This is a genomic window from Arcobacter acticola, assembly GCF_013177675.1.
Taxonomy (GTDB): domain Bacteria; phylum Campylobacterota; class Campylobacteria; order Campylobacterales; family Arcobacteraceae; genus Aliarcobacter; species Aliarcobacter acticola.
In genome coordinates this window covers 1,655,362-1,680,360 of the sequence record NZ_CP042652.1, presented here as the reverse complement: position 1 = coordinate 1,680,360, position 24,999 = coordinate 1,655,362, and the positions used below count along the sequence as shown (strand labels likewise).

Annotated in this window: 28 protein-coding genes; 16 read left to right on the top strand and 12 right to left on the bottom strand. The window is 27.7% G+C overall.

Features of this window, described 5'->3' with window-relative positions; all coding sequences use genetic code 11:
* The first annotated feature begins 69 nt into the window (after positions 1 to 69).
* Together AACT_RS08585 and AACT_RS08580 are read left to right on the top strand one after the other, a co-directional pair.
* Entirely contained in the window at positions 70 to 1,566 is a 1,497-nt protein-coding gene (locus AACT_RS08585) for a hypothetical protein (RefSeq protein WP_172126401.1), read from the top strand.
* An 88-nt stretch (positions 1,567 to 1,654) separates the two neighbouring features.
* On the top strand, positions 1,655 to 3,247 hold the full coding sequence (locus AACT_RS08580) for an ABC-F family ATP-binding cassette domain-containing protein (RefSeq protein ID WP_172126400.1): 1,593 nt from the start codon (positions 1,655 to 1,657) through the stop codon (positions 3,245 to 3,247).
* Between the two features lie 83 nt (positions 3,248 to 3,330).
* On the opposite strand, the gene AACT_RS08575 is transcribed toward AACT_RS08580, so the two are convergent.
* From AACT_RS08575 to AACT_RS08565, 3 genes are all read right to left on the bottom strand, one after another.
* Complete coding sequence (locus AACT_RS08575) at positions 3,331 to 3,804, bottom strand: acyl-CoA thioesterase (protein ID WP_172126399.1); 474 nt, start codon at positions 3,802 to 3,804, stop codon at positions 3,331 to 3,333.
* Positions 3,805 to 3,996: 192 nt separating this feature from the next.
* The gene (locus AACT_RS08570) at positions 3,997 to 5,175 is read right to left on the bottom strand and encodes a glutathionylspermidine synthase family protein (RefSeq protein ID WP_172126398.1); all 1,179 of its coding nucleotides are present in this window, start codon (positions 5,173 to 5,175) and stop codon (positions 3,997 to 3,999) included.
* Positions 5,176 to 5,850, bottom strand: coding sequence for a UPF0323 family lipoprotein (locus AACT_RS08565; protein WP_172126397.1), 675 nt, complete (start codon positions 5,848 to 5,850; stop codon positions 5,176 to 5,178). It abuts the gene before it with no gap.
* 271 nt (positions 5,851 to 6,121) lie between these two features.
* Between AACT_RS08565 and AACT_RS08560 the strand changes: the two genes are divergently transcribed.
* Positions 6,122 to 7,012 carry a hypothetical protein gene (locus AACT_RS08560; RefSeq protein ID WP_172126396.1) on the top strand — a complete coding sequence of 297 codons (891 nt, stop codon included), beginning with the start codon at positions 6,122 to 6,124 and terminating at the stop codon, positions 7,010 to 7,012.
* 32 nt (positions 7,013 to 7,044) lie between these two features.
* Here the strand turns inward: AACT_RS08560 and AACT_RS08555 are convergent, their stop codons facing one another.
* The 3 genes from AACT_RS08555 to AACT_RS08545 are packed head-to-tail and all read right to left on the bottom strand — an operon-like array spanning position 7,045 to position 8,788.
* Positions 7,045 to 7,842 (bottom strand): shikimate dehydrogenase, encoded by a 798-nt coding sequence (locus AACT_RS08555; protein WP_172126395.1) that lies wholly within the window; start codon positions 7,840 to 7,842, stop codon positions 7,045 to 7,047.
* A 19-nt stretch (positions 7,843 to 7,861) separates the two neighbouring features.
* Positions 7,862 to 8,149: a DUF3144 domain-containing protein gene (locus AACT_RS08550; protein ID WP_172126394.1), complete on the bottom strand. Its 288-nt coding sequence runs from the start codon at positions 8,147 to 8,149 to the stop codon at positions 7,862 to 7,864.
* 27 nt (positions 8,150 to 8,176) lie between these two features.
* Complete coding sequence (locus AACT_RS08545; RefSeq protein ID WP_172126393.1) at positions 8,177 to 8,788, bottom strand: class I SAM-dependent methyltransferase; 612 nt, start codon at positions 8,786 to 8,788, stop codon at positions 8,177 to 8,179.
* 72 nt (positions 8,789 to 8,860) lie between these two features.
* Here AACT_RS08545 and pgeF point away from each other — a divergent pair, with 72 nt between their 5' ends.
* The 10 genes from pgeF to AACT_RS08495 all read left to right on the top strand — a co-directional run bounded on the left by pgeF (position 8,861) and on the right by AACT_RS08495 (position 17,092).
* Positions 8,861 to 9,556, top strand: coding sequence for a peptidoglycan editing factor PgeF (pgeF, locus tag AACT_RS08540; RefSeq protein WP_172126392.1), 696 nt, complete (start codon positions 8,861 to 8,863; stop codon positions 9,554 to 9,556).
* A 155-nt stretch (positions 9,557 to 9,711) separates the two neighbouring features.
* Complete coding sequence (locus AACT_RS08535) at positions 9,712 to 10,971, top strand: malic enzyme-like NAD(P)-binding protein (RefSeq protein WP_172126391.1); 1,260 nt, start codon at positions 9,712 to 9,714, stop codon at positions 10,969 to 10,971.
* 91 nt (positions 10,972 to 11,062) lie between these two features.
* Positions 11,063 to 11,896, top strand: a complete 834-nt coding sequence (gene purU, locus AACT_RS08530) for a formyltetrahydrofolate deformylase (RefSeq protein WP_172126390.1) — start codon at positions 11,063 to 11,065, stop codon at positions 11,894 to 11,896.
* Positions 11,896 to 12,360, top strand: coding sequence for a tRNA (cytidine(34)-2'-O)-methyltransferase (locus tag AACT_RS08525; RefSeq protein ID WP_172126389.1), 465 nt, complete (start codon positions 11,896 to 11,898; stop codon positions 12,358 to 12,360). Before purU ends, AACT_RS08525 begins: the two co-directional genes overlap by 1 nt.
* A complete protein-coding gene (locus AACT_RS08520; protein ID WP_172126388.1) occupies positions 12,360 to 12,620 on the top strand; it encodes a hypothetical protein in 261 nt (86 codons plus the stop codon). Before AACT_RS08525 ends, AACT_RS08520 begins: the two co-directional genes overlap by 1 nt.
* Positions 12,621 to 12,702: 82 nt before the next feature.
* Positions 12,703 to 13,362, top strand: a complete 660-nt coding sequence (locus tag AACT_RS08515; protein WP_172126387.1) for a response regulator transcription factor — start codon at positions 12,703 to 12,705, stop codon at positions 13,360 to 13,362.
* Positions 13,352 to 14,200, top strand: coding sequence for a sensor histidine kinase (locus AACT_RS08510; RefSeq protein ID WP_172126386.1), 849 nt, complete (start codon positions 13,352 to 13,354; stop codon positions 14,198 to 14,200). The genes AACT_RS08515 and AACT_RS08510 overlap by 11 nt, the downstream gene beginning before the upstream one ends.
* 402 nt (positions 14,201 to 14,602) lie before the next feature.
* Entirely contained in the window at positions 14,603 to 15,628 is a 1,026-nt protein-coding gene (locus tag AACT_RS08505) for a cytochrome-c peroxidase (RefSeq protein ID WP_172126385.1), read from the top strand.
* 116 nt (positions 15,629 to 15,744) lie between these two features.
* Positions 15,745 to 16,674, top strand: a complete 930-nt coding sequence (locus AACT_RS08500) for an SPFH domain-containing protein (protein ID WP_172126384.1) — start codon at positions 15,745 to 15,747, stop codon at positions 16,672 to 16,674.
* Entirely contained in the window at positions 16,652 to 17,092 is a 441-nt protein-coding gene (locus tag AACT_RS08495; RefSeq protein ID WP_172126383.1) for an NfeD family protein, read from the top strand. The genes AACT_RS08500 and AACT_RS08495 overlap by 23 nt, the downstream gene beginning before the upstream one ends.
* Before the next feature lie 28 nt (positions 17,093 to 17,120).
* On the opposite strand, the gene AACT_RS08490 is transcribed toward AACT_RS08495, so the two are convergent.
* The 4 genes from AACT_RS08490 to AACT_RS08475 form a co-directional block, all read right to left on the bottom strand.
* On the bottom strand, positions 17,121 to 17,597 hold the full coding sequence (locus tag AACT_RS08490; RefSeq protein ID WP_172126382.1) for a NifB/NifX family molybdenum-iron cluster-binding protein: 477 nt from the start codon (positions 17,595 to 17,597) through the stop codon (positions 17,121 to 17,123).
* Between the two features lie 111 nt (positions 17,598 to 17,708).
* On the bottom strand, positions 17,709 to 18,842 hold the full coding sequence (cydB, locus tag AACT_RS08485) for a cytochrome d ubiquinol oxidase subunit II (protein ID WP_172126381.1): 1,134 nt from the start codon (positions 18,840 to 18,842) through the stop codon (positions 17,709 to 17,711).
* Position 18,843: 1 nt separating this feature from the next.
* Positions 18,844 to 20,373 carry a cytochrome ubiquinol oxidase subunit I gene (locus AACT_RS08480; protein ID WP_172126380.1) on the bottom strand — a complete coding sequence of 510 codons (1,530 nt, stop codon included), beginning with the start codon at positions 20,371 to 20,373 and terminating at the stop codon, positions 18,844 to 18,846.
* A gap of 9 nt (positions 20,374 to 20,382) precedes the next feature.
* On the bottom strand, positions 20,383 to 20,595 hold the full coding sequence (locus tag AACT_RS08475) for a DUF4492 domain-containing protein (RefSeq protein WP_172126379.1): 213 nt from the start codon (positions 20,593 to 20,595) through the stop codon (positions 20,383 to 20,385).
* Positions 20,596 to 20,708: 113 nt separating this feature from the next.
* On the opposite strand from AACT_RS08475, the gene AACT_RS08470 reads away from it, so the two are divergent.
* Complete coding sequence (locus AACT_RS08470) at positions 20,709 to 21,299, top strand: DUF134 domain-containing protein (RefSeq protein ID WP_172126378.1); 591 nt, start codon at positions 20,709 to 20,711, stop codon at positions 21,297 to 21,299.
* Between the two features lie 57 nt (positions 21,300 to 21,356).
* Here the strand turns inward: AACT_RS08470 and AACT_RS08465 are convergent, their stop codons facing one another.
* Complete coding sequence (locus AACT_RS08465) at positions 21,357 to 21,785, bottom strand: DsrE family protein (protein WP_172126377.1); 429 nt, start codon at positions 21,783 to 21,785, stop codon at positions 21,357 to 21,359.
* A 110-nt stretch (positions 21,786 to 21,895) separates the two neighbouring features.
* A complete protein-coding gene (locus tag AACT_RS08460; protein WP_172126376.1) occupies positions 21,896 to 23,056 on the bottom strand; it encodes a TsoY family (seleno)protein in 1,161 nt (386 codons plus the stop codon).
* A 144-nt stretch (positions 23,057 to 23,200) separates the two neighbouring features.
* Here AACT_RS08460 and AACT_RS08455 point away from each other — a divergent pair, with 144 nt between their 5' ends.
* Together AACT_RS08455 and AACT_RS08450 are read left to right on the top strand one after the other, a co-directional pair.
* Positions 23,201 to 24,052 carry a hypothetical protein gene (locus AACT_RS08455; RefSeq protein WP_172126375.1) on the top strand — a complete coding sequence of 284 codons (852 nt, stop codon included), beginning with the start codon at positions 23,201 to 23,203 and terminating at the stop codon, positions 24,050 to 24,052.
* Positions 24,053 to 24,158: 106 nt separating this feature from the next.
* Complete coding sequence (locus AACT_RS08450) at positions 24,159 to 24,863, top strand: peroxiredoxin (protein WP_172126374.1); 705 nt, start codon at positions 24,159 to 24,161, stop codon at positions 24,861 to 24,863.
* Positions 24,864 to 24,999 lie beyond the last annotated feature (136 nt).

Sequence of the window (24,999 nt, the reverse complement as noted above, 5' to 3'; positions counted from 1 at the left end):
TTTAAGGGTTAAGAAATAAAATGATAAAATCATAAATAAAAAATAACAAAAGTAATAAAAAGGTACCAGATGAATAATCTTGGAGAAATCGAAGCTTGGCTTAAAGAACATTCAATAAATAATTATATGATTTCTGAAGATTTATACATTACCGTCCAAGGTAATGTTAACTTAAATGAAAGATTAAATGGAAAAAAACTACCTGTTAAATTTAAAATGGTAGATGGATATTTTGATATTAGTAACAATAATCTTACTTCCCTTGAAGGATGCCCAAAAATAGTAACTAGAGATTTTAATTGTTCTAGAAATAAATTAGATTCACTATTTGAAGGACCTTCTGAAGCTGGAGAATTTGATTGTTCTAACAACAAATTAAAAACTTTATCTTATGCTCCCAAAGAAGTAAAAGGAAGTTTTAATTGCTCTTTTAATGAATTAACGTCAATTAAAGGAAGCCCTCGAACTATAAAAGGGCATTTTAATTGTTCTGATAATAGATTAATTAATTTAAGAGGTGGTCCTCAATATATAGATACATTTTTTGACTGTTCTCATAATTTTATTGAAAGATTATCAGGAGGTCCTGTTTCTGTTGGACAGGATTATATTTGTAATGGAAATAATTTAACAGATTTAGATAGCATTGCTGATGAAATTGGTTGGGATTTAATAACAGATGTTAGGTTAAATCATGTAACAAGCTCTTATAATGAAGAGGAGAAATATTGGAGATATAAGGGTAATGAAGTTATTGCTCACATTTATAAACCAATTGTTGCTTTAACGACTCTTGATGATATAAATAGATGGCTTAGAAAACATGATATTAGAAATTTTAGTATTTTAAAAGATAATTCAGTAGATGTTCATGGAGATGTGAAACTTTCTGACAAACTTACAAGTTTGGTTAAATTGCCACTTAATTTTAATATTATAGAAGGTGATTTTGATATTAGTAATAATGAATTAACTACTCTTGAAGGAAGTCCTAAGAAAGTTACTGGAAGTTTTTTAGCTCATAAAAATGAATTAACATCATTAAAAGGTGGACCTAAAGAAGTTGGTGGAAGTTTTATAATTTTACATAATAATGTTACATCACTACAAAATGCTCCATCTTTGGTCAAAGAAGATTTTATTTGTTCTCATAATCCATTAAGAGATTTAGAAGGTTTAAATAATGTAATAGGATATGTTTTTACAGGTGTTTATATTCCTAGATTAAAGTGCCAAAAATACAATTATAAGGGAGTGACGACTTATAAGTATCCAGGTGATTTAGTTATGAAGTATTTAGATCAAGAATATATCGCTTTAACAGATGAAGAAAAAACATTTGAAGCAACTAAAAAGAATTTAGAAAAAGTTATTAAAAAAATGCTAAATGCTGGAAGCCTAACAAAAGAAATGGTAACAGATGCATTGATTAAAAATCTTACTAAATATCAACTTGATCAATTAAAAACAAAAGTATTATGGATTAAATATCCTCCTAGTGATGAAAAAAATGATGCATTAAGTGAAGATGATATTATGAAATTAGCTTTTGAACAAGAGTTGTGAAAAGAAGAATTAAGTCTTAAATATGATTTTTTTGATATAATCGCGGAATCAATACACAAAATAAAAAATAAATGGAGATAATTATAATATGGTTCAAACTGTCAATCTTAAAAAATCTTTTGGTCCAAGAGTTTTATTTCAAGATATAAATGTAAAATTAGATACTGGTAAAAGATATGGATTAATCGGTGCTAATGGTGCTGGAAAAACTACGTTCTTAAAAATCTTATCTGGACAAGAAGAAGCAACTGAGGGTGAAGTACAAATTCAAAATGGTAAAAAAGTAGGAACTTTATCTCAAAATCAATTTGCATATGAAAATAATACAATTTTTGATGCAGTACTTTTAGGTAATAAAAAATTACATGATGCTGTAAAAGAAAAAGAAGAACTTTATATGAGTCCTGAATTTACAGATGAAATAAATGATAGATTAGCAGAGCTTGAAATTATTTGTTGTGAAGAAGATCCAACTTATGAATATGATGTAAAAATTACGAGAATACTAGAAGATTTAGGATTTCCTGCTGCATCTCATCAAGATTTAATGAGTACATTAACAGGTGGAGATAAATTTAAAGTTTTACTTGCACAAGTTTTATATCCAAAACCAGATGTTTTATTTTTAGATGAGCCTACGAATAATTTAGATATCGCAACAATTGGTTGGTTAGAAAACCAATTACAACACCATGATGGAACGATGGTTGTAATCTCTCACGATAGACACTTCTTAAATGCAGTTTGTACACATATTTTAGATGTTGACTTTAAACAAATTAGAGAATTTACAGGAACTTATGATGATTGGTATATTGCTTCAACAGTACTTGCTAAACAAAATGAAAAAGATGTTAGTAAAAAATTAAAAGAGAAAGATGAATTAGAAAAATTCATCGCTAGATTTAGTGCTAATGCTTCAAAAGCAAAACAAGCAACTTCTAGACAAAAGCAACTTGACAAACTTGATGTTGGTGCTATTCAAGTATCAAGTAGACGTGATCCTTCTATTATTTTTAAACAAAAAAGAGAAGTTGGTAAAGAGTTATTAACAGCAAAAAACATTTCTAAATCTTATGATGGTGAAGTTGTATTAAATGATATTTCATTTACAGTTGAAAAAGGTGATAAAATAGCTTTAATTGGTACAAATGGTATTGGTAAAACTACTTTATGTGAAATATTAGAAGGAAATGTAAAAGCTGATAGTGGTGAAGTTTTATGGGGTGCAACTATTCAAAACTCGTATTTCCCACAAAATACAACTGACTTAATTGAAGGTGATTTCACTTTATATGATTGGTTAAGAAATTGTGATAGAGATGCTGATATTTCTGAAATTAGAAACTGTTTAGGAAGAATGTTATTTAACGGTCAAGAGCAAGAGAAAAAAGTAACTTCTTGTTCAGGTGGAGAAAAACATAGAATGATGCTTTCTAAAATTATGTTAGAGCAAGGTAACTTCTTAGTTTTAGATGAACCTACAAATCACTTGGATCTTGAAGCTATTATTGCTTTAGGTGAGGGATTACTTGATTATCCTGGTTCTGTAATTTGTGTTTCTCACGATAGGGAACTATTAGATGCGTTCGCAAATAGAATTATTGAAATCCAACCAGGTGGAACTATCGTTGACTTTAAAGGAAGTTATGAAGAATTTATTGAGTCTAAAGAGGCTTAATAAATTTCATATATAAGAAAGAATAAAAAAGGGCAAGATTTAAAATCTTCCCCTTTTTTTATGTTTAAGAAAATAAAAGATATTTATTTAGCATGTCTTGATGACATTCTAATTTCTCTTCTTTGAATAGCATCGTTGTATCTTCTTTTATCATCTTCTGTAAGTAAATCTAATTTTGGAACGGCTGCTGGTTTTCCAGCTTCATCAACTGAAATCATTGTAAAATAACATACATTTGTATTTTTAATTGTATGATCTTTAATATCTTCTGATATTACTTTGATACCAATTTCCATAGAGGTTCTACCTGTGTAGTTAACAGATGCATGGAAAGTAACAAGAGAACCAATTTTAATAGGATCTTTAAATAAAACCATGTCAACTGATAATGTTACTGCATACATACCTGTATATCTTGCTGCACAAGCATATGCAACATGATCTAACATTTTTAAAATTTCACCACCGTGAACATTTTTTCCAGAGAAATTAGCTTTATCTGGTGTCATTAACATAGTCATTGTTAGAGATTTTTCTCTTTTTACTTCTTCACTCATTTTTAAACCTTGTATTATAATTATTGAAATATCACCTATTATAAAACAAATTAGTAGTATAAGCGTAGCAATTTATAAAAATAGTTTAGGAGAATATGAAAATATGGAAAAAAGTAACATTTTTCCCATTTAAGTAAGATAGTTATATTTTTAAATATAACTATCTTGATAATAATTATTAAAAGTAAGAGTTTATTTTATAATATGACCCACGAATTTTGACATATTATTTAGAATTTTTTCACCACGTCTAAATCCTAATCCACAAGCTTCATATGCATAAAACACACCTGCTTGGTAAGAATTACCCATTGAATCCGTTGGAAGTTCAACATATTCTTGATAAATTGCCTTATGACCTTCATAATCGCCATCAGTTTGCACATCTATACTTCCATCACTATTTATGATTTTAGTATTAGCACCCTCTCTTCCAAAACATCTTTTTTCAACTTGTTTTTTGTTTTCTAAAGGCTCAAATGATGTTTCTAAAAGTAGGGGATGATTTGGATATAAATCCCATAAAACTTTCATAAATCCTTTTGATTGAAACATAAGTGAATATGCAGGATTAAAAATAATTGCTCTTTTTTCTTTTATGATTTCTGTTAAAATTAATGCTAATTCACTCTCTTCAATAGCAATATTTTCCCAAGGAATAAGTTTGAACCAAAATTCAAAACTCTCTTCATCTTTAAAAATACCATCATCATTAAATTGAACATTTTCTATAAATTCAAAATCTGTATTAAATCCAGCTTCGTTTGCAATATGCTCTAAAAGTTTTGTTGTATTTATATCTTCACTTGAGCTTGAAATTGATGAAAATAATATTTTCCATCCTAAATTTGCATAATACTCTTCAAACTTTTCAACATCAGTATCAAGGGTAATAATTCTTTTGAAGTTGTCTTTTAAAGCTTCATAAAGATTATTAAACTGACTTGCTTCATCTAAACCATTTGCTTTTAACATAGCCCATTGAATAATAGCTGTTTCAAAAAGTGAAGTTGGTGTATCTGCATTAAATTCAATTAATTTTATAGGTTTTCCATCTATTCCACCTGCTAAATCAAATCTTGAATATAAATGCCAATGAACATCATTTTCCCAAGATTCTTTTATCATCTCTATTAGATTAAATGGAATATTTATTTCATGAAATAAATCATTATCAATAACATATTGCCCAGCCTCGGCAAACATATCATATAGCTCATTACAAGCTTCATAATATCCATTTGCTTCATCTTCATTTATTACTACAATCTCATCACTTACGTATGATGAATTATCAGAATCTGTATGCCATACAAAACCTATTGATTCTAAATAATTATCTGTTAATGGTTTTAATTTTTCTAATTTCATTTATCCCCCAAATCCTGAACTTTTTGAACCAAATGAAGAAGAACTAGATTTTGAATTTGAATTCGAATTCCCTCCAAAAAAACCACTTTTTTTACTACTTGAGCTGTTTGATCCTGTAGTTGCAGGAGTTTTATTAAATGAACTTTGTGATTTACTATAAGTTTGAGGCGATTTATATTGAGTTTGTCTTTGATTTTGGAAATTTTGATTATTAAATAGTTTATTACCAAGCCAAGAACCAATCATTGCACCTGCAATTGAAGATAATAATACTCCACCAAGACCCATACCTCCACTACTTACTTCAGCATTTGGATTTGTAAGAGGTGATGTTCCTGCATCAATTTTTTTCTCTTCTTCTTTAACTAATTTATCTATTTCTTCTTGCGTTAAAATTCTTTCAGTTCCATCTGGTTTTCTTAAAACAACTGTAGTTTTTGAAGCTGGAAATTCATCAATAATTGCATATTTACCATCAGCTGATTCTTCTATTACTACAAAGGCATTTTGTTTTTGACTAGCATTTGAAAAAGCATCACTTTGCCCTTGATTTTGTTGTTCTTGATTGTTATTTGAACTATCTCCACAACCTATAAGACCAACAACAAGTAATGATCCCAGTCCACCAACAATTGCATAATCTGATATTTTTTTAATATGATTTTTCTTTTTCAATTTTTTAACCTTTTTTAAATATACTTTTAAAGTTTTTTTATATTTTTATTATGACTATTTTAGAAATCGTCAGTATTATATCTAATTGCTTTATAATAATCAAAAAATTATAAATTTTACTTTTAAATTTCATGTAATAATAAATTTCTATTATAAAATAATAATATTGTAAATATCCAGAAAATGATAACAATTCTTTTAAATAATTAAATTACATTTACTTTATATTTACTTTGAAATAGTATAATTTACATTATATAAAGGAGATATCATGATAGACACAGCAAATATGGGAATTATGGCGAATTTTATTCAACCAACTTCTTCTAACGTTTCAACACAGATGATATCAAAAAAAGATTCTGACGCTGATTCAGCTCTTAGTATTGAAGAGATGGGTGTTAGCGATGATATATTTTCGTCTTATGATTCCGATTTAGATGGATTAGTTAGTAAATCTGAATTAACAACTGCTATTGAGACTGCAATGTCACAATATGATGGAACAATGCCATCTAAAGAAGATTTTCAATCTATGCTTTCTTCTTTTGGTTTTGAAGTACCATCAAGAAGTGAAAGTACTAGTACAACTACGTCTTCATCTTCTTCTCAAGCAGAAACTATTTCTTCAATTTTAGCAGAATATGATGCTGATAATTTAAGTGAGAGTGATGCTAAAAGTATTGTTGCAGCTTTTCAAGAAGCAGGAATTGAACCATCAGAAGAACTTGTAAGCGCCATGGAAGAAGCTGGTTTTGATGCTAAAGAAGTAGGAACACTAGCAGGTGTTGGTCCTCAAGGTGGCGGTGGTGGTGGACAACAAATGTCATCATCTGATTCAAGTGAAGTATATGACGAAATGGATACAAATGAAGATGGTGTAGTTTCGATTGCAGAACTTCAAGCGGCATATAGTAGTAGCAGTACAAGTAGTACTGATAGTACAACATCATTAACTTCAAACCAACAAAATGCTTTAGATAATTTAAGTACTTTAATGAATGTATTAAAATCTAATACTTCAAGTGAAGATGGAACTTCTTCTGTTGATACAAAAAGTTTTGATGGAATATTAAAAGCTATTAATAATCAAAATAACAATAGTCAAATAAATACATACCTACAAAATACAACTACAAGTTCACTTTTTGGCTACGCATAATCTGCGTAGCTAAGTAGATATTTATAGAAACTTTATTCTTCTTTTAAACCTTTTCTCATAGCTTCAACTACACTATTATCGGCTTTTGTATTAGTAAAATATTCAAATGCCAATACCCCTTGGAATAAAAGCATGTCCTCACCGTCTTTAGTCATTAGATTATTATCTCTAGCAAGTGCTAAAAATGGCGTGATTTTTCCATATATACAATCAAAAGCAAAAGATGCATTTTTTAGGATATTTTCTAGTATTTCTTTTGGGCATGGTAATTCTTCATCTTTTAAGCCAGCACTTGTTGAGTTTACTATCAAATCATAATTTTCTGCTTTGAAGTTTTCCCATGAAAAACATGAAATTTTGTGTTCTTTAAAGAAGTCTAGTTTCCCTTCACTTCTATTTAATACTGTAACTTTTATATTTTTTGATTGTAAGGCTAGGGCGATTGCTTTAGCAGTTCCACCGGCTCCTAAAAGTAGTACATTTTTAACTTCACCAAAACTCTCTATTGCGTTTAAAAATCCAGGAGCATCTGTGTTATAAGCTATTATTTTCCCATTTTCATTTATATAAGTATTTACAGCTTTTATCTCTTTTGCCAATCCTCTTACTTCATCTGCATTTTCATAGGCATATTCTTTATGGGGAACTGTTATATTTGCTCCACTATAATTGTTTTGTAAAAAAACTTCTTTTATAGTATTTCCATCTATTAATTGATGTTTTATATATTCACCATCAAAGTTAATATATTTTAACCCTGCATTATGCATTTGTGGTGATTTTGAATGAGAGACTGGATTTCCAAATATAACAAATTGTTTTTTCTTCATAGATATATATTCCCTAATTTTAAATTTTGTTATTTGAAAAATCAAAGTTTTCTATATGGTTATCTAAGTGCTCTTCTAATGCTAGTTTATACTCTTTCATAAAATACTCAACAACTTTTTGTTTCTCAGCTTTCATATCTGCTGATGTTTCAAAAGAAGTTGCAGCCATCCATGCGCTAAATCTAGCAGAACCATACATAAAAGAAGCACTTATTTCACCTTGTGTTAACTTTTGAGCTAATTGCTCATTTGCAAGTGCAATATGTGCATCTGCTCTTTTTAAAAATCCATTATTTTTTTCTTCCATTGTTTTTCCTTTTAATATATTTATTTTTTATTTAACTTTTGCGATTATTTGAAAGATTGGGTATTCTTTGTTATTTCTGTGATCTGTATAAACTATTTTATATTCAATTAATTCAAAACCATTATTTTTTATTAAACTACAAAGTTCATTTTCATCATAGCCAAAGTGTTCAACTCCATCATTCTTATGTTCTTCGTGAAATGTTCCATCTTCACTTACTAAATCATTTATACACAAATAACCACCATTTTTTAAAGATGATTTTGCTTTTTGTATAAACATTTCTGTATCTTTTATATGATGTAAAGTCATAGAAATAGCTATTAAATCAAACTCATTTTGGGGTAAATCTTGCTCATTTATATTGTGTTGAATGGCACTTATATTTGTAAATCCTAACTCTTGTGCTTTTTCATTAAATTTCTCAACCATACCAATAGAGTAATCCATACCTATTACTGTATTTGTTTCATTACTTAGACCAAAACCTACAAGTCCCGTTCCACAACCATAATCAAGTATTTTAAAATCAGGTTTTAAATCAACAATTTCTATTATATTATCAACACTTGATTTTGCTATTTGTACACGGGAAGGTTTACTCTCCCAGTCTTTTGCCACATTATCAAATCTATTCATATTTTCTTATCCTTAAACAATAAATCATTAATATTTTGGTAAATTATAGCAAAAGCAAATAAAAGAAGAATTATGAATAATATTAAATACTATTTTAGTACAACAGATGATGGAAATTTGGCTTATCATGTAAATGATATAAAAGAAAATGTAGATAAAAATAGAGATGAAGTTGCATCATTATTAGGCTATAAAGGTGAAGATTTAGTTTATATGAATCAAGTTCATGGAAATAATGTACAAATAGTTACTAAGGACTCGCCTAAACTAATAGACAATTGTGATGCAATAATTACAAGTGAAAAAGATTTACCTATTATGGTTATGGTAGCTGATTGTATACCTATACTTATTTTTGATGAAATAAAAGGTGTAATCGCAGCTATTCATGCAGGAAGAAACTCTACATTTTTGAAGATTGCTCAAATAACAGCAAATAAAATGATAAACGAATTTAATTGTAATGTGGACAATATGAAAGTAATTATGGGACCTAGTATTCACAAATGCTGTTATGAAGTAAGTGATGAGTTATCTCAAATTGTAAAAACTTCATTTGGTGAAAAATTTTGTGATGGAAGATATATTGATTTACATGGAATTAATATAATGCTTCTTGAAGAAATTGGAATTAGACACATACGAATTTCAGAAATCTGTACAAAATGCTCAGATGAGCCATTTTATTCTTTTAGAAAAAATCCACAAACAGGCCGTTTCGCAGGTATTATAAGTTTTAGTAATAATGGACAATTAAATTATAATTAATCTTTATAATTAATTTATTTTTATTACACAATTTTTACATAACTTGCTTAATTAGAAATTAATTTGATTTCTTTCTAGAAATATATCTTTTTTAAGTTTCTTTTGGTTACTATTTTTCAAATTTATTTTAAAAGTAGAAATTTTAAAGGAAAAAAATGAGTACAAAAGTAACAAAAGAAGAAGCATTAGACTATCATAGAGTTCCAAATCCAGGAAAAGTAGCGATTGCTACAACTACAAAATTAGAGACACAAAGAGACTTAGCATTAGCGTATTCTCCGGGTGTTGCTTATCCTTGTGAAGAGATTCAAAAAAATCCAGAATTAGCATATGAATTTACTTCAAAAAGAAATTTAGTTGCTGTTATTTCAAATGGTACAGCAGTTCTTGGTCTTGGAAATATTGGAGCTCTTGCTTCTAAGCCTGTTATGGAAGGTAAAGCTGTATTATTCAAAAAATTTGCAGCTGTGGATTCTTTTGATATTGAAGTTGATGAAACTGATATTGATAAATTTTGTGAAGTTGTAAAAGCAATTGCTCCTACATTTGGTGGAATTAATCTTGAAGATATCAAAGCTCCTGAGTGTTTTGAAATTGAAAGAAGATTAGTTGAAGAGTTAAATATTCCTATTATGCATGATGATCAACATGGAACTGCTATTATTACATCAGCAGCATTAATAAATGCAGCTTCAATGATGGGTAAAAAAATAGAAGATTTAAAAGTTGTGGTTGTGGGAGCTGGAGCTTCAGCAATTGCTTGTTCTACAATGTACAAAGAATTAGGTGTTAAAAACTTAATAATGTGTGATTCTAAAGGTGTAATTCATAAAGATAGAACAGATTTAAATAAATATAAAAGAGATTTTATAACTTCAACAGATGCTGTTACTATGGAAGATGCTTTTACAAATGCTGACATGGTTTTAGGATTATCAAAACCTGGAACTTTTACAGTTGAACATATTGCACTTATGAGTGAAGAACCAATTGTATTTACTCTTGCAAATCCAACACCTGAATTATTTCCTGAAGATGTAAAGTCTGTAAGACCAAAAGCAATAGTAGGAACAGGAAGATCAGATTTCCCAAATCAAGTAAATAATGTACTTGGTTTCCCTTTTATTTTTAGAGGTGCTTTAGATGTACAAGCAAGAAAAATAAATATGCCTATGAAAATGGCAGCAGCACATGCTATTGCAAATCTTGCAAAAGAGCCTTTAACTGCTGATTTAAAAGCTTTATATGGTGATTTATCTTATGGAAGAGAGTATATTATTCCAACTCCTTTTGATAAAAGATTAATGGTAGAAGTATCAGCAGCTGTTGCAAATGGAGCTGTTGAAACAGGCGTTGCAAGAGTTAAAGAGTTTGATTTAGAAACATATAAAGCAAAACTTGCTTTAATGGTGTAGTTTCAACTTATCTTTCAATTATCTATTAATTAATAAAATGGTATTATTTTGCTTAAATTTTAAACAAGAATAATACCAAAATAGGATAATAATGGAAGAGTATATACTTTTAATTGATACTGAAGATGCAAAAGGTTTAGTATACAATATCTCAAAAGTTCTTTTTGCAAACAACTTAAATATAGAACAAAATGCTGAATACGTTGACCCTGATACAAAAAAATTCTTTATGCGAAGTATTATCTCTGGAAAAGTTTCGCACAATATCTTGCTTAAAGAATTAAAAGAAGTTTTACCTTCAAGTGCTCAAATCAGATTAAATAAAAAAGAGAAAAAAGATGTTGTTATTTTAGCAACAAAAGAGTTTCATGTTTTAGGTGATTTACTTATTAGATACATAGCAGGTGAATTAAATGCAAATATCAAAGCAGTTATAGCAAATCATAATCATTTACAAGATTTAGTTGAAAAATTCAATATTCCATTTACTTGTATTAGTGCTGAAGGCTTAAATAGAGAAGAGCATGAAGACAAAATGATTGCTAAAATCAATGAATATGAGCCTGAGCTTATTGTTCTTGCTAAATATATGAGAATTTTAACTTCTAAGTTTGTAGAGACTTTCCCTAAAAAAGTTTTAAATATCCACCACTCATTTTTACCTGCGTTCATTGGAGCAAATCCATATAAACAAGCACATGAAAGAGGTGTTAAGATTATTGGAGCAACTGCACATTATGTTACAAATGATTTGGATGAAGGTCCAATTGTTTTTCAAGATGTTGTAAGAGTTGATCATAGTTATTCTTGGGAAGATATGAGAAATGCAGGAAGAAACGTAGAAAAAATAGTATTATCAAATGCATTTGAATTATTATTAAATGATAGAGTTTTTGTTCATGGAAATAAAACGGTGATTTTATAATGTTTAATCTAGTTTTACATGAGCCAAGAATGCCTGGAAATGTGGGAACTATTGGAAGACTTGCCTTTGCTTTAAATTGTACTTTACATCTTATCAAACCTTATGGTTTTGGTGCAATTACTGAAAAAGAAGTAAGACGTGCTGGACTTGATTATTGGTTTGAACTTGATGTTAGAGAGTATGATAATATTGAAGATTTTTGGGCAAAGAATCCATTTAATGATAGACATTTTTTTGCAACAACAAAAACAAAACAAAATTACTTTGATGCAGAACTAAAAACGGGTGATTATTTTTATTTTGGAAGAGAAGATGCAGGTCTTCCACAGGCTATTTTAGATAAAAATCCAAGTACTTGTATTACTATTCCTATGACAAATGAAGCTAGAAGTTTAAATATTGCAAACTCTGTTTCAATTATTGCTTATGAAGCTTTAAGACAAAATTTTAAAGATTTTAAATAATGGCATTAAAGAATATTGTAGTAGGCGGCTTTTCAAAAGAGCAAAGGGAAAAAGAGCTTGAAAGAGTTAAAACTAAGTATGAAAAAAAAGGTTACAAATTTTTAAAATATATAGATAATGGAACTTTAAAATCTATTGCAGTTTTTGAAGTTAGTGCTTCTATTATAAGAAAAGAAAGATCTGCTCAACTTTTAATGTTGGGAACAGGTTTTCTTATAATTTCTGCAATATTATATTTTAAATCTATGAATATTAATTAGGTTTAAAATTTAGCAATTTAGGAATTTAACGATTTATTAATACTACTTAAATATAATCTAAGCAATTACATAAGGATAATATTTGTATAAAATTTTACTTTTAGAAGATGATGAACTTTTTGCTTCAACAGTTGAAGACTTTCTTAGTGATGAGGGTTTTGATGTTGATATTGCAAGTGATGGTGAAGAGTGCTTAGAATTAAATTATAAAAAAAACTATGACCTTTATATTTTTGATATAAATGTACCTAAAATAAATGGCTTAGACTTATTAAAGCAGTTAAGACAAAGTGATGACAATACTCCTACGATTTTTTTAACATCATATAAAGATAAAGATACTTTACATGATGCATTTTTAAAAGGATGTGATGATTATTTAAAGAAACCAGTTGATTTAGATGAACTGATTTTACGAATAAAAGCACTTTTAAAAAGAAATAAAAAACAATTTGAAATAATACAACTATCAAATAATTTAACTTTTAATCCTAGCTCTAAAAGAGTTCTTGAAAATGGTGTTGATATGAATCTTCCAGTTAAAGTGTTAGAATTAATGGAACTTTTCGTTGAAAATAGAGGAGAAATTGTTACTAAAGATATGATTATTTCAAAACTATGGGCAACTAGTGAAGATTATAGTGAAGGGTCAATTAGAGTTTATATAAATCAAATCAAAAAACTGTTTGACAAAGATTCAATTTTAAATATTAAAGGAATAGGATATAAAATTGAATTCTAAGAAAAAAGATTTTCTAATCTCTATCTCTATTATTTTTACTTTTACTCTTATAATTATTCTTTATCTAAACTACTTTTTTATTTCAAAATTTGGGCTAAATCAAGATAACTTTATTTATATTATTATTCCTTTGTTGATTGTTGGGCTAAGTATATTTTTAAGCTTTTCAATTTCAATTTTAAAGCCACTTTTTAAAAGTGATGAAAAATTAGAAATTAGTATAAAAGAAACAATTCATGAGTTAAATATTCCAGTTTCAACAATAAAGATGAATACTCAACTTTTAGAAAAAACAATTAAAGATGAGAAAAGTTTAAAAAGACTTGATAGAATAAAACAAGCAAGTAACAATCTTCTAAAATTATATGAGAACATGGAATATAATATCAAAAAAGAGATTGATAAAATCGATAAACAAGAGTTTTATTTAGATGAAATAATAAATACTTCTTGTGAAAAATTTGATGATATTAAAAATGATACACAAATTATTGTAAGTGTTCCAAATATAAAACTTTTTACAGATCTAAATGGCTTTGAAAAAACCATTGATAATCTAATCTCAAATGCAATTAAATATAATGTAAAAGAAAATCCAACAGTAAAAATCACTTATAAAGATGGAGTATTATCTATTTTTAACAAAGGTGAAAAAATAGATACAAAAAACCTTTTTATTATATTTGATAGATATTTTCAAGAAGACTCTTCAAAAGATGGCTTTGGTTTAGGTCTTTCTATGGTAAAAGAATTTTGCGATAAAAATAAAATCGGTATAAATATTGATACTTTAGAAAATGGAAATAGATTTAATCTAAATTTGAAAAATATCATTTAAAAAAAACAATTACACTTTATTATGTTAAGCAATGTCCTTTTTGTGATAATTATGTAAAACTCTTAAAACTAAAAAAAAACTTTCAAATTTATTGGAAAGCTTCACTTTCTATTTAAATATGAAAATCTTTTTTCAAAGCTTTTATACAAACTTTTCTTTAATATTAGAAAAATAATTTTCTTTCTTCTAAATAAAAATCCTAAAATATAGTATTTACAAAACTATTATAATTTAAACTTATAAGTGTATAGTTATTAAATGTCTTTAAAATCCCTATAAATAGGATATTTTTTGTCTTATATTATAAGATAAAATTATAATATTTATAAAAAAATATGCAAAAATTAATTCTTTTTTAATAATTATTCTCCTAAAATTAAATATTATTTTAAAGGAGACAAAATGAAATTAGTAACATCTTTCGCGGTTTGTTTATTAGGTGCAGGTTCTTTATTCTCAAGTTCTGCATTAGTTGAAAAAGCTGTAGCTAGTGGTTTAAAAGCAATTCCTGCTGATAAAACAGAATTAATGAAATTAATCGATGATAAAAATGATCCAATTACAAAAGAGAAAGTAGCACTTGGTTTAAAATTATACTTTGATCCTAGAATTTCAAAAAGTGGATTAATCTCTTGTAATACTTGTCATAATCTAGGACTTGGAGGAGCAGATGGAATTCCAGCAGCAATTGGTCACGGTTGGACTGCAAATCCTCATCACTTAAATTCACCAACAGTTTATAACTCAGTGTTCTTTAAAGCACAGTTTTGGGATGGAAGAAGTCCTCACTTAGCTGATCAAGCTCAAGGTCCAGTTCAAGCAGGTCCTGAAATGGCAGCACCTCCATCAATGGTAGAACAAAGAATAAACTCAATTCCTGAATATGTAAATGAATTCCAAGTTGCTTATGGAAAAGATGTAAAAGTTGATTTTGAAAAAATCACTGCAACAATTGCAACTTTTGAAAAAACTCTAGTTACGCCTTCTAAATTCGATGATTATTTAAATGGTAATGAAAAAGCTTTAAATAAAGAAGAAAAAGATGGTTTAAATACTTTTATTGATAAAGGTTGTGCTTCTTGTCATACAGGAATTGCTCTTGGTGGAACAATGCAACCATTTGAATTAGCTGCTAAATATAAATTTGGAAGTGTAGGTGATTTCAAAGGTAATGAACAAGGTATGGTAAAAACTCCAACTTTAAGAAATATCACTGAAACAGCTCCATATTTCCATAATGGACAAATTTGGTCATTAGATGAAGCTGTAAAAGAAATGGGTTCTGTTCAATTAGGAATTACAATTTCAGATGCAGAAGCTGCTTCAATTGTAACATTCTTAAAAACATTAAAAGGTGTAAAACCAGCTGTTTTATATCCTCAACTTCCAGAATCTACAATAGATACTTCTAAACCTGAATTTAACTAAAAGATTATGGGACTTCTCCCATAATCTAATCTTCTAAAACTCTATTTTTCCCAAAAATAAAATATCTTAATCTAAATTGTTATATCATAGAACATAAAAATTCAAAAAGGAATTTCATGGAAACAAGTATTATATTCGCTGTTGCGATAATATTTTTTGTATTAATAATTATCATAAAAGGTGTTAAAATTGTTCCTCAATCTGATTTATATGTAATTGAAAGATTAGGTAAATTTAATAAAGAGCTACATGGTGGGTTTCATCTTATTATTCCAATTATTGATCAAGTACGAGCAATATTAACTTCAAGAGAGCAGTTGGTTGATATTGAAAAGCAATCTGTAATTACAAAAGATAATGTAAATATCTCTATTGATGGAATTGTATTTTGTAAAGTTGATGATGCTATGGAAGCTACTTATAATGTGGTTGATTTTAAAAATGCAATTGCAAATCTTGCAATGACAACACTTAGATCTGAAATTGGTGGAATGGATTTAGATGATACTTTATCAAATAGAGAAACATTAAATGCAAAACTTCAAAATGAACTAGGAAGTGCTGCTGCTAACTGGGGAATCAAAGTAACAAGAGTTGAAATTTCTGATATTTCAGTTCCTGCTGAAATTGAACGTGCTATGAATATGCAAATGGAAGCAGAGCGATCAAAAAGAGCAGTTGAAACAAAAGCCCGAGCTGATAAAGAAGCAGTTATTAGAAAAGCTGAGGGTTTTAAACAAGAAGAGATTTTAAAAGCAGAAGCAATTGAGAGAATGGCAGATGCAAAAAGATATGAACAAGAGCAGATGGCAGCAGGGCAACAAGAAGCTATGAGACTTATAAATATCTCTATGATGGAAAATGAAAAAGCAGCAGAATTCTTACTTGCAAAAGATAGAATTGCTGCATTTAGAGCATTAGCTGAAAGTGGTTCAACAGATAAAATGATTTTACCTTATGATGTAGCTCAAATGGTTGGAGCAACTTCTGTTTTAGGTGATGCATTTTTCAAAGGTGTAAGTAATGCAAACTCAAATAATTCTTAGTGTAATTGACCCTTATATACTTTTAGCAATCGGAGTTGCTCTAATAGCTTTTGAAGCTGTTATTGTGTCATTTGTTCTTGTTTGGTTTGGAGTAGGGTTTGTTTTAACTGCTCTTATTTCTTATATTTATATTTTTGGTGATGGAATTTGGCAAATAGCAACGGCTTCATTAATATCTTTGATTTTATTATTACTTCTGAGAAAAAAAGTATTAGAATCTTTTTTGAAATCGAAAAAAGATATTTCAGATGATTTTTTAAATGAAAAAGGAATAGGGGAAATTAAAAATTCAAAAGTTTTTTATAAAGCAACTTATTGGGATATTGATTCAAAAATTGATGAAAAAGAGTTTGTAGAGGGTGAAAAAGTTGTGGTTTTAAAAACCCATAAAAATCATGCAACCATAGAAAAAAGGTAAAAACTTTTAGTTTCTACCTTTTTATATATTAAAAATGAATATTTCTTATAAAGCTTTTATAAGGAGCTTTTTGAAGTTTATTTTCCATAATATGATTATGCTTGTGATTATGCATTTTTCCACTACCTTTTGAACAACAACTATGTGAATGATGCTCTTCATCTTCTTTTATAAGTGTATGAAAATTTTCACTAGTTAAAAGAGCTAGTTCTCCATCTGCATATTTTACCATTACATCTTTTACTTCTATTCTTTCATCTCCTGCAAAATATACTTTTAAATCATTACTTAATAGTGTTTCAAAGGGTTTTTCTCCCATATGTGAAGTAATAAGTGTGTCAACATTTTTACTTTTTAACCAATTAGCAACTGCTCGCCCACCTGTTTGCTCATTTTTTAATATTTCAATTTTATTATTTTGAATAAAAGCAAAATATTTAGCTTTTCCAAAAAGTGTCGATACTGCTGTGTTTTCTTTATTTGTTTTTACTGGTATTGCAATCATTTTATCTCCTTTGTTGCGTTGATTATTGAGATTTTATATCCAAGATATATAACCACGGGCCATAAACTTAACCATAATAATTCACTTAAATATTCCATTTTCTAACCTTTTTTAATAATTATGTGAATCTTTTGATTCAATTTCTTCTTTTGTAATTTTTACTTTATCCATACTGTACCAAGCATATGTAATATAGGCTAATACAAAAGGAACCATTAATGAAACATAACTCATAACCATAAGTGTATAGTGACTTCCTGAACTATTCATAATTGTTAAACTGCTTTGTAAATCAGTAGTTGAAGGATAATAAGCTGTATTATTTAACCCCACATTTAATAAAACAGCCATTACCGTTAACACGATTCCCACACCACCTGTTTTAATACAACAAGTTTTTCCAAATGTTATTGTTACAAAAACTGCAATAATAACCATTATTACACCTATTAAGAACATACTTAAAACAATTGGCATATCAATAAAATTTTGTAAATATTTAAATCTTTCAATTACGATAATTTCATTTTCACTTACTGCATAACCATCTTTTACAAGAATCCAAACCATAAATCCTAAGAAAAAAGTTAAAAAGAAAATCATATTTATTTTTATAGATTCAACTGCTTTTTCTCTAATTTTTTCATAATCTATATTATTTATAAAATATAAAGCTCCACTAATCTTTGCTAAAAATACAAGTGCAAATCCCAATAAATAATTGTATGGATTTAGAAGTGCTTCTAAACCTCTTAGTGGATTTTGCCAATCAACAAAATTATTTGAATCAACTATAAATTCACTTCCACTAAAAAATGTACTAATAGCAACTCCTAATAAAAAAGTTCCTATGTTTCCATTTATTTTTAAAAACATTTCATATGTTTTTTGTCCTAAAAAATTATTAGGTTTTGTTCTGAATTCATAACTTACAGCTTGAATAATAAAACAAAATAAAATAGCTAACCACACCCAATAAGCTCCACCAAAACTAGTTGCATAAAATAATGGAAAAGCAGCAAATAAAGCTCCACCAAATAGAACTAAAGTTGTAAAACCTAATTCCCATTTTCTTCCAATACTATTTATTAACATAGTTTTTTCTGTCTCATTATCACTTAATTTATCCATTAAAGTTTGACCACCTTGTACAAACATAATAAATACAAAAAGACCACCTAATAAAGATATTATTATCCACCAATATTGTTGAAGTGTGATAAGTTCTAAGTTTCCAAATCCCATTTTAGTGCTCCTTATTTTCTGGACCAAGACCAATTTGTTTAGTCATAATTTTTATTTCAGCTATTAATAAAACAGTGAAAAGTATGGCAAAGATAAAAAAACTAATCATTACATTTGTTGTTGCTATTTTTGTTGCTGCAATTCCAACTGGCATCAAGTCTTGAATAGCCCAAGGTTGACGTCCTACTTCAGCAACTACCCAACCTGCCTCACTTGCAATATATCCTAAGGGAATACTAAATAATGCCGCTTTTAAAACTAATGGATATTTCATGATGTCTTTCTTTAGAAGAAAAAATAAAACCATCGCAAAAAGCACTGTAAACCAAGTTCCAAGTGCTACCATTATATGAAATGAATAAAATGTAATAGAAATAGGAGGAATTACATCTTCTTTATTTTTAATATGTCCATAACCAAAATATTTCATATTTTCATCAAGTAAAACTCTTGATTCATTTAATAATGGTTCATTTGATGTTTTCTTAGCCTCTTTATAATCTTCTAAAGCTTGAACTGCAATTTTTCCTTTTTGCATTTTTTCTTGAGTACTTATAATTCCTCTTTCTTCATTTCCATAAATTAAATCTTTGATTCCAGGAACATAGGCATCAATATCATGAAAACTTAAAAATGATAAGGCATAAGGAATAGTAAAATCAAATAAAAAAATATCCTCATCGTTTGTTAATGTTTTTTTAGGATTTAAAAGTCCAATTGCTACAATCCCAACTTTTTCTTCACCTTCATATAAGCCTTCCATAGCTGCTAGTTTCATAGGTTGTTTAAGTGCAACTTGATGAGCTGATTCATCTCCACTTAAAATTAAGAATATTGAAGTTATAAGTCCAAAAGTTGCTCCTATTATCATTGATTTTTTGGCAAATAAAATATCTCTTTTTTTCAATAAATACCAAGCACTAACACCTATTACAAAAAGTGAAGCTAAAACATAACCACTTCCAATAGTATGTAAAAATTTACTAATAGCAACTGGTGAAAATAGTACATCCCAAAAATTATTCATTTCATTTCTTACAGAATCTGGATTAAATGTCATTCCAACTGGATATTGCATCCAAGCGTTTGCTACAAGTATCCATAAAGCTGATAGATTAGATCCAACTGCAACTAACCAAGTTGATAATAAATGAAAACCTTTACTAACTTTTTCCCAACCAAAAAACATAACAGCAAAAAAAGTACTCTCCATAAAAAAGGCTAAGATTCCTTCCACTGCAAGTGGAGCTCCAAAAATATCTCCAACAAACCAAGAATAATTTGCCCAGTTTGTACCAAATTCAAACTCCATAATAATTCCAGTAGCAACTCCAATTGCAAAGTTTATTGCAAATAAACCCATCCAAAATTTTGTAGTTTTTTTCCAAAATTCATCATTTGTTTTTACATAAATTGTCTCCATAATAGCAACAATAAATCCAAGTCCCAAAGTTAATGGAACGAATATCCAATGGTACATGGCAGTTAATGCAAACTGTGCCCTTGACCAATCAACTAAATGCTCTTCCATATTTTTTCCTTAATTATCTTTTGTTAGATTTTTATATACAAAATCAACTTTTTCTTCATATGTCTTATATTCAGTTTTGATAGATTTATCATGGATAAAATAGTTAAGAAAAACTAATATAACTAATAATTTTATTAATATGATTTTCCATAATGTTTTTCCAATTGTCATATTTTTAAAACCATTTAAATAAAAAGAGTAAATATTTTTAATATTCAACATAAAATCTCCTTTTGTTGACATATGTTCAAAATGATAACACTTTAATGAACATATGTCAATAAAAATTAAACAAAATAAAGAAAATTTTGATATTATTTCAAACAAGGATAAAAATGGGAAGAGAAAAAACAAAAAGAAATCTTACATATAAACCTGCTTTTAAAGATTTCATACCTGAGAATAGACCTTTTACTGGGGTTACATTATTGTTAGATGAAGAGATGGAAGCTATTTATTTGATGGATATTTTAAATTTATATCAAGAAGAAGCAGCTATTAGTATGGATGTTTCAAGACCAACTTTTACAAGAATTCTAAAAAATGCAAGACAAAAGCTAACTAGAGCTTTGGTTTATGGCAATAAGATTTCTATACAAGATGATAACTTAAGCTACATAGTTGCAGTTTGTAGTGCGAGTAAAGATAACTTTAAATCTATATTATCAACTGATCAATATATATCTATTTATAAAGTAGAAAATAGTGAAGTAGCTTTGATTAAATTATTTGAAAGTGATGTGTTCTTAAAAAAACAAAAACCTGCAATAGTTTTACCACAAATATTTTTACAGTTTAATGTAAATATATTTTTATCAACAAGAATAGGGGAAGGTGTAAAAAATTCACTTCTTGCAAAGGGAATCCAAACTATTGAAAAACAAATAGAAAGAAAAGAGGAGTTAATAGGTTTATTGAGTTCTTAAAGGGATTGAAAAGAATACAAAGAAAGAGAAAAACTCTTTAACTTTGTATAAAATTTTTTAGTAACTTAAGTTTTGGTAATCTTTGTCTAATAAACTACTTGCTACTTCAGCAGGTTTTGCAACAGTAATACCTTCTAATAATACTGATTCATCTTTTGAAGCATTTGGTAAGTAAAGTGGACATACTTTAACTTTAGCTCCTTGTTTCATAAGTGCTTCTAACATCATTTTTGGTGATTTGTCTTGAGGTTTTAATATTGGACTCTCCATTCCTTTAACTGCTAAATCTCCAGCTTTTGAACATAAAGTCATATTAACTTCTTTGCTTTGTTTTAAAGTCATCATTGATAAAACCATTCCCATCATTTGAGTTTGAGCATCTTCTGATGTAATAATTACATTTAAACCTTTCGCAGTATTTTCACTTGCGATTGATGCAGTTGATAACAATAATGATGATAATAAAACTAGTAAACCTTTTTTCATATTATATTTCCTTATAATTTATTGTTTTACTATTATTAATAAAACTTATGTAGTATAGATAAATAAAACTTATAATAAAATAAAAAATAGAAGTATTAAACTTCTATTTTTTAGAAAGAAAATTTTTTATATAGTTTGAAAAAGTAAATTATAGTTTTTATTTGAACATATATAAATGGAAGCATAATTATAAAGTAAGCAATAGAGTATTTTGCAACAATTCCGTTAAATGCTAATCCAAAATTTACAAAAAACATACCAAATACAAAAAATGCAACACCTGGACAAATAAGAGCAAATGAAACAGATGATTTATCCTCTGAGTGAATATATTTTTCAAAGTAACCCATTTTTTTCATAACCATATATCCTAAAATTCCAAATATAATTTGTAATGATAAAATAGTTGATGTGAACACAAAAAGTGATGATTTAGCCAACGGTGTTGCATAGTTATGCTCTAATCCAAAAGAAACTCTAATAAAAGTAATTCCAAGCAGAGTTAATATAGGAATTAAAATCCAAATAGAAGGAGCAGCTTCTAAACCTAATCCTTTTTCAAACATATTTTTAAAACCCATTGTAAGTTTTATAAGCATTAATAACATTGCAAGTGATGCAAAGAATAAAGCTCCAAATATACCAATTGAGTTGATAACTAAATTATGACTCATAGCACCAGGTGCAGCAAATCCAACTGCAACCATAGAAAGTGCAAAAATAGAAATCATTTGAGATAGATTATTGTTTTTAGAAAAATCAAAATCACCTTTGATCAAAAGTCTAGAAAAATATTCAAAAAATATTTTTAAAGCAAAGTAACCCACAACCATAAAACCAATTAAAGCAAATGGAAATAAAAACTCAACAATTCCCCAAAGACCAGGAACAAAAACAGCACCCAAAACAAAACATACATTTATAGTCATGGCAAATGTTAAAGGAATAGTCATAAGTGTAATTTGAGAGTTTGAATTTATTAACTCTTGATAACTAGCTGTTTTTTTATATAAATTGTATTGTTTAGTATTCCAAATCAATAGTTTAAAGTGCAAAAATGCAAAAGCAATAATAAAAACTAAAGAAAAAGCAACAACAAACGATAACCAATCACCTTTTATTAAAGCTGGCATTATAAAATCATATGTAGCCATTGGAGTATTTGGGTGTGGAACTAAAAACATCAAATACATAAAAAATGAAACAGACAAACCTCCTGCTCCTAATGAGGCTAAAAAACACATGGGTGAGAATTTTTCTCTTAAAATCATATATAAATCCTTGATAATAATATTTTTTGTGATATTACAAAAAATTATATTAATTTCTTATGAAAGTATTATTAATTATACTTATATGCAACTAAGTTGCATATAAGTATTTTTCGTTAGAATTTTAAAAAATTAAGGAATCAAATGAAAAGAATATTTTTAATAAGTGCATTTTTAAGTTCATGTTTATTGGCAAACAGTGAAATATCTACAAACTATACATATAAAGATTATGAAAATTCTAAAACAAAAACTCAAGGTAAGACATTAGATTATAGATTTTTACATAATTTTGAAAATTCTCAAATTACAGTAAATTATGAAGATAGTTTAACAAAAAGAGAAAAAGAAATAACTAAAGCAAAATTAACTTCCCTTGAAGTTGAAAAACTAAGTATGAAATATCTTTATAATATAAGTGATGTTTTATCATTTAAAACTTCTTTTATAAATATAGAAGATAATTTAGCACCAACGGATAACGGAAAAATATATGGCTTAGGTCTTAGTAAGAGTATAGATAATTCTAATGAAATAAAAGTAGATACATATTTAAGTGATTATGATGATTTTAATGTAAATCAATATGATTTAACATTTGTTAAGAAATTTAAATTTAACGATATTAACTTTATGGGACAAACAGGAGTTAAATATATAGATATAAATGGAAGTGAATATGGAAACTATACTTTAAAAGATAATTATTACACAAGCTATTTTTTAAATCTAAATGCAAACTATAATGGCTTTATTATTGGTCTTGGATTTATGAATGGTGATAGATTATTTGCAGTTCAAGAAGATGGATTAAAGGTAGAACATCATGCACTTGAACAAAGTAAAACTTATATACTAAGTCTAGGAAAAAAGTTTAAAGATATAGACATTATAAGTAGATATATCTATTCAAATTCAAACGAATTACCAGAAAATAGAAGTGATGTAAAATCTCAATTTGTTTCATTAGACTTAAACTATAAGTTTAACTTATAATAAATTTATAAATATATTTTATAATTAAGCAAGAATTAATTTTAGCTAGTGTAGAATTCTTTTATCAAAGGAAAAATATTATCCTTTGTAAAATATAGGAGTTAATATGGCTTGTGATACAGGTTCAAAACCAATTGAAGAAAAAGAAACAGTAGTTAATAACGAAAATAATAATGAAATAAAAAAGGAAAAAAATATGAGTTCAAGTTTAGTTTTAAGAAAAGCACCAGAGTTTAAAATGGATGCGTATAACGCAAAAACAGGTCACTATCAATCAGTTAGTAGTGAAGACTATAAAGGTAAATGGTCAGTAGTTTGTTTTTACCCAGCTGACTTTACTTTTGTTTGTCCAACTGAAATTGCAGCAATGAATGCAAAATATGATGAGTTCCAAGAACTTGGTGTTGAAATTTTAGCAGTGTCAACTGATACAAAATTTTCTCATAAAAGATTTGTTGAAACTGAACCATTGTTAAAAGGTTTACAATTAACAATCGGAGCTGATACAACAGGTGCAGTTTCAAGAGCATTTGGTGTAATGATTGAAGAAGAAGGAATTGCTCTAAGAGGAAGATTCTTAATTAATCCAGAAGGAACAGTAGTAGCTCAAGAAGTACAAGCTCCAATGGTAGGAAGAAATGTACACGAATTTTTAAGACAAGTAAGAGCTTGGCAACACGCAGAGAAAACAGGTGAAGTTTGTCCAGCAGGATGGGTACCAGGTAAAAAAACACTTCCAGTTAATACAGATGTAGAGCAAATGACAGGAAGAGTTGGAGATTATATTACTATCGAAGAGATTATGGCTTAATCTTTTTAAACCTTTTTATTATAAATATATATACTAACAATTTTTAAAAGCTCAAGGGTTAATCCTTGGGCTTTTTTTATTTAAACTCATTAATACATTCTCAATTAATAAAAAATTAACAAAACTATTTTATTAT

Bases quoted from the DNA above. Each gene is read 5' to 3' on its own strand.
- AACT_RS08585 (WP_172126401.1), top strand. From the start codon at position 70: ATGAATAATCTTGGAGAAATCGAAGCTTGGCTTAAAGAACATTCAATA.
- AACT_RS08580 (WP_172126400.1), top strand. From the start codon at position 1,655: ATGGTTCAAACTGTCAATCTTAAAAAATCTTTTGGTCCAAGAGTTTTA.
- AACT_RS08575 (WP_172126399.1), bottom strand. From the start codon at position 3,804: ATGAGTGAAGAAGTAAAAAGAGAAAAATCTCTAACAATGACTATGTTA.
- AACT_RS08570 (WP_172126398.1), bottom strand. From the start codon at position 5,175: ATGAAATTAGAAAAATTAAAACCATTAACAGATAATTATTTAGAATCA.
- AACT_RS08560 (WP_172126396.1), top strand. From the start codon at position 6,122: ATGATAGACACAGCAAATATGGGAATTATGGCGAATTTTATTCAACCA.
- AACT_RS08555 (WP_172126395.1), bottom strand. From the start codon at position 7,842: ATGAAGAAAAAACAATTTGTTATATTTGGAAATCCAGTCTCTCATTCA.
- AACT_RS08550 (WP_172126394.1), bottom strand. From the start codon at position 8,149: ATGGAAGAAAAAAATAATGGATTTTTAAAAAGAGCAGATGCACATATT.
- AACT_RS08545 (WP_172126393.1), bottom strand. From the start codon at position 8,788: ATGAATAGATTTGATAATGTGGCAAAAGACTGGGAGAGTAAACCTTCC.
- pgeF (WP_172126392.1), top strand. From the start codon at position 8,861: ATGAATAATATTAAATACTATTTTAGTACAACAGATGATGGAAATTTG.
- AACT_RS08535 (WP_172126391.1), top strand. From the start codon at position 9,712: ATGAGTACAAAAGTAACAAAAGAAGAAGCATTAGACTATCATAGAGTT.
- purU (WP_172126390.1), top strand. From the start codon at position 11,063: ATGGAAGAGTATATACTTTTAATTGATACTGAAGATGCAAAAGGTTTA.
- AACT_RS08525 (WP_172126389.1), top strand. From the start codon at position 11,896: ATGTTTAATCTAGTTTTACATGAGCCAAGAATGCCTGGAAATGTGGGA.
- AACT_RS08520 (WP_172126388.1), top strand. From the start codon at position 12,360: ATGGCATTAAAGAATATTGTAGTAGGCGGCTTTTCAAAAGAGCAAAGG.
- AACT_RS08505 (WP_172126385.1), top strand. From the start codon at position 14,603: ATGAAATTAGTAACATCTTTCGCGGTTTGTTTATTAGGTGCAGGTTCT.
- AACT_RS08500 (WP_172126384.1), top strand. From the start codon at position 15,745: ATGGAAACAAGTATTATATTCGCTGTTGCGATAATATTTTTTGTATTA.
- AACT_RS08495 (WP_172126383.1), top strand. From the start codon at position 16,652: ATGCAAACTCAAATAATTCTTAGTGTAATTGACCCTTATATACTTTTA.
- AACT_RS08490 (WP_172126382.1), bottom strand. From the start codon at position 17,597: ATGATTGCAATACCAGTAAAAACAAATAAAGAAAACACAGCAGTATCG.
- cydB (WP_172126381.1), bottom strand. From the start codon at position 18,842: ATGGGATTTGGAAACTTAGAACTTATCACACTTCAACAATATTGGTGG.
- AACT_RS08480 (WP_172126380.1), bottom strand. From the start codon at position 20,373: ATGGAAGAGCATTTAGTTGATTGGTCAAGGGCACAGTTTGCATTAACT.
- AACT_RS08475 (WP_172126379.1), bottom strand. From the start codon at position 20,595: ATGTTGAATATTAAAAATATTTACTCTTTTTATTTAAATGGTTTTAAA.
- AACT_RS08470 (WP_172126378.1), top strand. From the start codon at position 20,709: ATGGGAAGAGAAAAAACAAAAAGAAATCTTACATATAAACCTGCTTTT.
- AACT_RS08465 (WP_172126377.1), bottom strand. From the start codon at position 21,785: ATGAAAAAAGGTTTACTAGTTTTATTATCATCATTATTGTTATCAACT.
- AACT_RS08460 (WP_172126376.1), bottom strand. From the start codon at position 23,056: ATGATTTTAAGAGAAAAATTCTCACCCATGTGTTTTTTAGCCTCATTA.
- AACT_RS08455 (WP_172126375.1), top strand. From the start codon at position 23,201: ATGAAAAGAATATTTTTAATAAGTGCATTTTTAAGTTCATGTTTATTG.
- AACT_RS08450 (WP_172126374.1), top strand. From the start codon at position 24,159: ATGGCTTGTGATACAGGTTCAAAACCAATTGAAGAAAAAGAAACAGTA.